The following is a 5,642-nucleotide window of genomic DNA, read 5'->3' as shown; positions in this document are numbered from 1 at the left end:
GCGCCGAGCGGGCCCGGCGCACCCGCGCGGCCGGGCCCGCCGTACTCGAACAGCCCCGCCCCGACGCACCGGCCGCCGCCCCCGCCCGACCCGCAGGGGCCGACCCGGGATGGCCCCTGGCCTGGGTAGATTCCGTCCGCCAGAGGATCGGCCCGGTGTTCGTACCGTGGACCGGTGAGGCGTGCGCCCTCGAACGGCCGGTACCGTGAAGCATCATGAATGCGCCGCGCACTCTTCTCGTCAAGATCTTCGGCAAGGACCGGCCGGGGGTGACGTCGAGCCTCTTCGAGATCCTGGCCGGCCACTCCGTCGAGGTCGTCGACGTCGAGCAGACCGTCACCCGGGGCCGGCTCACGCTGTGCGTCCTGATCACCACGCCGGCCGACGAGGGCCGGCTGCGGGCCGGTGTGCACCGCTGGGCGGACGGCGAGCGGCTGGAGGCGGAGATCCTCTCCGGCGTCGGCGACAACCGTCCGCGCGGCGAGGGCCGCTCGCACGTCACCGTCCTGGGCCACCCGCTGGAGGCCGCCGCGTTCGCCGGGATAGCGCACCGGATCGCGGCCACCGGCGCCAACATCGACCGGATTTTCCGCCTCGCCAAGTATCCGGTGACCGCGATCGAGCTCCAGGTCTCCGGCGTCGAGACGGACAAGCTGCGCCTGGAGCTGGCCACCGAGGCCGCCGAGCGCCGGGTGGACGTCGCGGTCCAGCCCTCCGGTCTGCGGCGCCGGGCCAAGCGGCTGATCGTGATGGACGTGGACTCGACCCTGATCCAGGGCGAGGTGATCGAGCTGCTGGCCGAGCACGCCGGCTGCCTGGACGAGGTGGCCCAGGTGACGGCCGCCGCGATGCGTGGCGAGTTGGACTTCGCCGAGTCCCTGCGGGCCCGCGTGGCGCTGCTCGCCGGGCTGGACGAGGACGCCATAGGCAAGGTCCGCGAGCAGGTCGTGCTCACCCGCGGCGCACGCACCCTGGTCCGCACGCTCAAGCGGCTCGGCTACAAGGTGGGCATCGTCTCGGGCGGATTCACCCAGGTCACCGACGCGCTCGTGGAGCAGCTCGGGCTCGACTACAGCGCGGCCAACACCCTCGAGGTGGTGGACGGCAAGCTCACCGGGCGGGTGGTCGGCGAGATCGTCGACCGGGCGGGCAAGGCCCGGCTGCTGCGCCGCTTCGCGGCCGAGGCGGGCGTGCCGTTGACCGCCACGGTCGCCATCGGCGACGGCGCGAACGACCTGGACATGCTCAACGCCGCGGGTCTGGGCGTGGCCTTCAACGCGAAGCCGGTGGTCCGCGAGGCCGCCGACACCGCGGTCAACGTGCCGTTCCTGGACACCGTGCTGTTCCTGCTCGGCGTCACCCGCGACGAGATCGAGGCGGCGGACGCCGCGGACGTGCCGTACGGCCGGCCGGATTAGTCGGCGGGGCCCGCGCCGGGCCGGATCGGGGCGGGCGTCCTTGAGCGCCGGACGGGCTTGGTGCCTGTCCTCAAGCGCCGGACGGGGTGTCGCTCGCCCGGACCGGCGCTCGAGTCACCGTCGCCTTCGCGGGCGTGCGGTCAGGACGCCGGTGTGGTGAATCGGGTCAGGTGGGCCGAGCGCTCCCGAAGGTCGGCCCATGCGGTGTGCAGGCTCAGCACCGCGACCGCCGAGGTCGGATACTTCTCCCGCAGGCGCACGAGCGTGTCGTCCTCGCCGCTGCCCGCCAACGCGTTGACCAGCGTGGCCACGCCCGGGTTGTGCCCGATCAGCAGCAGCGTGTCGACCTCGTCGGGGGTCTCCTGGACGAGGTACAGCAGCGCCTGCGCGCTCGCCTCGTACACCCGCTCGTCGTAGACGGTGTGCGGCTTGTGGTCGTAGACCTTGCCGGCGAGGCGCCAGGTCTCCCGGGTGCGTACGGCCGGCGAGCACACCACCAGATCGGGGGTGATGCCCTGGTCGAGCAGTCGGTGCCCGGTCTCGGCGGCGTCCTTGCGGCCGCGTTCGGCGAGGGGTCGCTCGTGGTCCGGCCCGTCGGGCCACTCGGCCTTCGCGTGCCTCATCACCACAAGATTGCGCTGTCGGTGGGATGCCATGGGTTCAGCCTCTCAGACATCGGCCGTTGTGCACTGCGGGTCGGCACCGCAGGACTCGATCGGCGGGCACGGGGCGCGCCGACCAAACCGGGCGACCGGGGCCGACACGCACGACGGGTCGGGACCGAGTATCCGGTCCCGACCCGCGCTTTCCTCGGATCTACAGGGTGGTCGTCGTCACGGTCGTCGCCGGGGTCTCACCGGCTGCCGTGCTTTGTCGGGTCAGCCGACCGGCGGGCGCGGGATCCGGCGCGAGCCGGACACGTTCTCGTCGTACCCGGTACCGCCCGACTCGTACATCGGCGCGGGGTAGCCGTTCGCCGAGGCGTACGCGGGGACCGGCTCGCCGGCCGGGGCCGGGGCCTGGACCGCCTCGTCGCCGTGGTCCATCTGCGGCAGCCACCCGAGCCAGCGGGGCAGGTACCAGTTGTGGTCGCCGAGCAGGGTCATCACGGCCGGCAGCAGCAGGCCGCGGATGATCGTCGCGTCCAGCAGGACCGCGACCGCCAGGCCGACACCGAACTGCTTCATCGACTGCATCGACAGGGTGCCGAAGACCGCGAACACCGCGACCATGATCGTCGCCGCGCTGGTCACCACACCGGCGGTGGTGCGGATGCCGTGCGACACGGCCGACTTGGTGTCCATGCCCTTGTCGTACGCCTCACGGATTCGCGAGACCACGAACACGTGGTAGTCCATCGACAGGCCGAACAGGATCACGAACAGGAACATCGGGATCCAGGAGACGACCGCGCCGGGTGCGTCCGTGCCCACCAGCGAGTCGCCGTAGCCGTGCTGGAAGACGAGCGTCATCACACCGTAGGCGGCGCCCACCGACAGCAGGTTGAGCACGATCGCGGTGACCGCGATGGCGACCGAGCGGAAGGAGACGAGCATCAGGAGGAAGGCGAAGCCGAGCACGAAGGCGAAGATCGGCAGCCGGGCGTCGTCGAGCTTGTCGTTGAAGTCCTTGGAACCGGCGGTGTTGCCGGTCACCGGGGCGTCCACGCCGTCCAGCTTGCCCAGCGTGTTCGGGATGACCTTCCCGCGCAGCGTGGCCAGGGCCTTGTCGCTGGTCGAGTCGTTGCCACTACCGGCGAGCGGGACCGAGACCTTGAAGACGTTCGTGGTGCCCTGCCGCTCGACCTCGATCGGCTCGTGCATCTGCCCGGTGGCGACCGCCTCACGGCGCAGGTTCTCGAACGCCGCCGCGAGCTTGGGGTCGTCGGGGTTGTTCGCCTTGACCACGATCTGGGCGGGAGCCGGACCGCCGGGGAACGCCTTCTCGATGTGCTGGTAGGTCTGCACGATGGACAGCGAGGTCGGCAGTTCCTTGTCGATCGGCAGTTCGGAGGTCTTCATGCCGAGCGCGGGGATGGTCAGCGCGATCAGCAGACCGCCGGCGAGCACCGCGGTGGCCCTGGGGCGGTTGAGCACGACACCCAGGATCTTGCCCCACGCCTTGCTGCCCTCAGTGGGGCGGCGCATCTTGGCCAACCCGGGAATCTTGCCCAGGTCCACCCGGTCGCCCAGCATCGACAGGATCGCGGGCAGCACGGTGAGCGAACCGAGCACCGCGGTCAGCACGACCAGGATGGTCGCGGAGGCCATCGACTCGAACTCGCTGAGCCCGGACAGGAGCATGCCGGCCATCGCGACGATGACGGTGATGCCGGAGATCAGTACGGAACGGCCGGAGGTGGCGGCGGCGATCCGCAGTGCGGTCTCCGGGTCGCGCCCCTTGGCCCGCTCCTCCCGCTCGCGGCGCAGGTAGAACATGCAGTAGTCGACGCCCACCGCCAGGCCGATCAGCAGCATCACCGATTGCGCGTTGTCGCCGACCGGCATCAGGTGGCTGCTCAGCGCGAGCAGACCGCCCGCGGCCACGAACGCGGTCAGGGCGAGGGCCACCGGCAGCAGGGCGGCGACCACGGCGCCGAACGCGACGAGCAGGATGCCCAGGGCGAGCGGGACGGCGGTCCATTCGGCCCGGGTGAAGTCCTTGGCGATGGTGTCCTGGAACCACTTGTCGCCGCTGGCGTCACCGAACTGCTCGATCGCCACGTCCGGGTGCGCCTTGCGGGCCTCGGCCACCGCGTCCAGGACGGGCTGGATGTTGTCGACGGCCTTGTCGTCCTCGCCGACCATGTCGAACTGGATCAGCGCCGAGTGCTTGTCCGAGGAGATGCCGCCGGGGTACGGAGAACGCATGTGCTGGGTGGCCGGGCCCTTGTCGCCCTTGACCTGGGTGGCGTTGACCCGGTTGATCACATCGTCGACGGCGGCGCGGAACTTCGGGTCCTGCGCGACGAGCTTGTCGCTGCGGACCAGGACCATCTCGCCCGCGGGCTCCTTGATCCCCGCGTCGTCGATGATCCGCGCGGCCCGCCCGGACTCCCCCACGCCGCGCTCGGCCTTGGTGATCTCCTGCGACCCGCTCATGTTGCCGATGACGACGGCGAGGACCACGAACAGCAGCCACCCGAATACCGCCGTCTTGCGATGCTGTGCGCTCCAGCCACCGATCGAGGCGGCGAAATTGCGCCTGGATGCCATTGGTCCCCGCTCCTGTGTTCTCCGCTTCGCCGAGGGTCTTCCTCGACACACACGAAGGTATTGGCGGGCGACCGGGGGTCACATCCTGCAAACCGGTGTCTTGATCGGGGGGTAGGCACCCCTGCGTAGTAGGGCTGGCCCCACCCCTGAGAACGAGACCGATGATGATCAGTCGGGGCATACCCGGATACGTGTAAGGGGAAGCTTCCGCACCCACCCCGCCGACCTGCACCAACGCCGAATGGATCGCTCGGGGGAGAGATCCCCCGGGCGAGGGACTACACGTGTGCACAACGCCCGGCCGAAGATGTGGAGTTCCCGCTCGCCGCACCCCGACTCGGACACCGAGCGGCCGGCCGGCCGCGGCGCGAGCCGCCCCACCGCTCGGTCCGGCGGCGCGGGTCTGCGAAACTCGTCCCCATGGCTGCTACATCTGGCGAATCCTCCAAGGAGCGGTACGAGCGGGCCATGGCCGCTCGCAAGGCCCGGGAGGAGCGCGCCCACGCGGAGGAAGTCGCGCGGTCGAACGCGCGCAACGAGATCCTCGCCCGCAAGGCCGCCGAATCCGGCGCGGCCGACGAGTTCCGCCAGACGGTGCTCGCGCCGCCGGACCCGAACAAGTCCTCCGCCAAGCAACTCGGCGGCATCCTGGGCATCATGCTGTTGATCACCGTGTTGATCGGCATCGCCGCGACGATCGCCGCCGCCACCGGCTGAGCGGGGTTCTTCGCCCACCTGCCCACCCGTGCCGTTCGCGAACGAGGCTGCGGTCTCGAAGGCGACGGCGCGCCTGGTCCGGCCCCGCGGCCGACAAACGACACAGCCCGACCGCCACGACCTGGTGGGTCGGGCGATCGGGCTGCGGAAGACGTCCGGTGCGCCGTCCAAACGGCTGCCCGGCGGCGCGTCAGCGCGTGCCGTCGCCGGGATGCTCGAAGGCCAGACTCACCGCGTGCAGCCACTGCCGCTCCAGACCCAGCCGCTTGGACAGGGTCGGGTCCGCGCCATA

5 protein-coding genes and 1 pseudogene are annotated in these 5,642 nt (G+C 70.9%); 3 read left to right on the top strand and 3 right to left on the bottom strand.

Annotated elements, in window-relative coordinates; genetic code table 11:
• Nucleotides 1-209: hypothetical protein (locus ABZS54_RS41825; RefSeq protein WP_355548340.1), on the top strand; the 209-nt coding region annotated here is incomplete at its 5' end.
• A gap of 6 nt (nucleotides 210-215) precedes the next feature.
• Nucleotides 216-1,418 carry a phosphoserine phosphatase SerB gene (gene serB / locus ABZS54_RS41820; protein WP_355548337.1) on the top strand — a complete coding sequence of 401 codons (1,203 nt, stop codon included), beginning with the start codon at nucleotides 216-218 and terminating at the stop codon, nucleotides 1,416-1,418.
• Nucleotides 1,419-1,558: 140 nt separating this feature from the next.
• Here serB and ABZS54_RS41815 read toward each other — a convergent pair whose 3' ends face one another.
• Together ABZS54_RS41815 and ABZS54_RS41810 are read right to left on the bottom strand one after the other, a co-directional pair.
• Nucleotides 1,559-2,074, bottom strand: coding sequence for a histidine phosphatase family protein (locus ABZS54_RS41815; RefSeq protein WP_355548335.1), 516 nt, complete (start codon nucleotides 2,072-2,074; stop codon nucleotides 1,559-1,561).
• Nucleotides 2,075-2,296: 222 nt separating this feature from the next.
• Nucleotides 2,297-4,633: an MMPL family transporter gene (locus ABZS54_RS41810; protein ID WP_355548332.1), complete on the bottom strand. Its 2,337-nt coding sequence runs from the start codon at nucleotides 4,631-4,633 to the stop codon at nucleotides 2,297-2,299.
• A 420-nt stretch (nucleotides 4,634-5,053) separates the two neighbouring features.
• Here ABZS54_RS41810 and ABZS54_RS41805 point away from each other — a divergent pair, with 420 nt between their 5' ends.
• Complete coding sequence (locus ABZS54_RS41805) at nucleotides 5,054-5,350, top strand: hypothetical protein (protein WP_355548330.1); 297 nt, start codon at nucleotides 5,054-5,056, stop codon at nucleotides 5,348-5,350.
• 196 nt (nucleotides 5,351-5,546) lie between these two features.
• Here the strand turns inward: ABZS54_RS41805 and ABZS54_RS41800 are convergent.
• A pseudogene (locus ABZS54_RS41800) lies at nucleotides 5,547-5,642 on the bottom strand (RNA pseudouridine synthase); the annotation flags it as partial.

It is taken from the genome of Embleya sp. NPDC005575 (assembly GCF_040605455.1).
Classification (GTDB): domain Bacteria; phylum Actinomycetota; class Actinomycetes; order Streptomycetales; family Streptomycetaceae; genus Embleya.
This window is presented reverse-complemented; position numbering and strand designations above follow the sequence as displayed.

Excerpts from the sequence above, each read along its gene's own strand:
- serB (WP_355548337.1), top strand. The coding sequence starts at position 216 with ATGAATGCGCCGCGCACTCTTCTCGTCAAGATCTTCGGCAAGGACCGG.
- ABZS54_RS41815 (WP_355548335.1), bottom strand. The coding sequence starts at position 2,074 with ATGGCATCCCACCGACAGCGCAATCTTGTGGTGATGAGGCACGCGAAG.
- ABZS54_RS41810 (WP_355548332.1), bottom strand. The coding sequence starts at position 4,633 with ATGGCATCCAGGCGCAATTTCGCCGCCTCGATCGGTGGCTGGAGCGCA.
- ABZS54_RS41805 (WP_355548330.1), top strand. The coding sequence starts at position 5,054 with ATGGCTGCTACATCTGGCGAATCCTCCAAGGAGCGGTACGAGCGGGCC.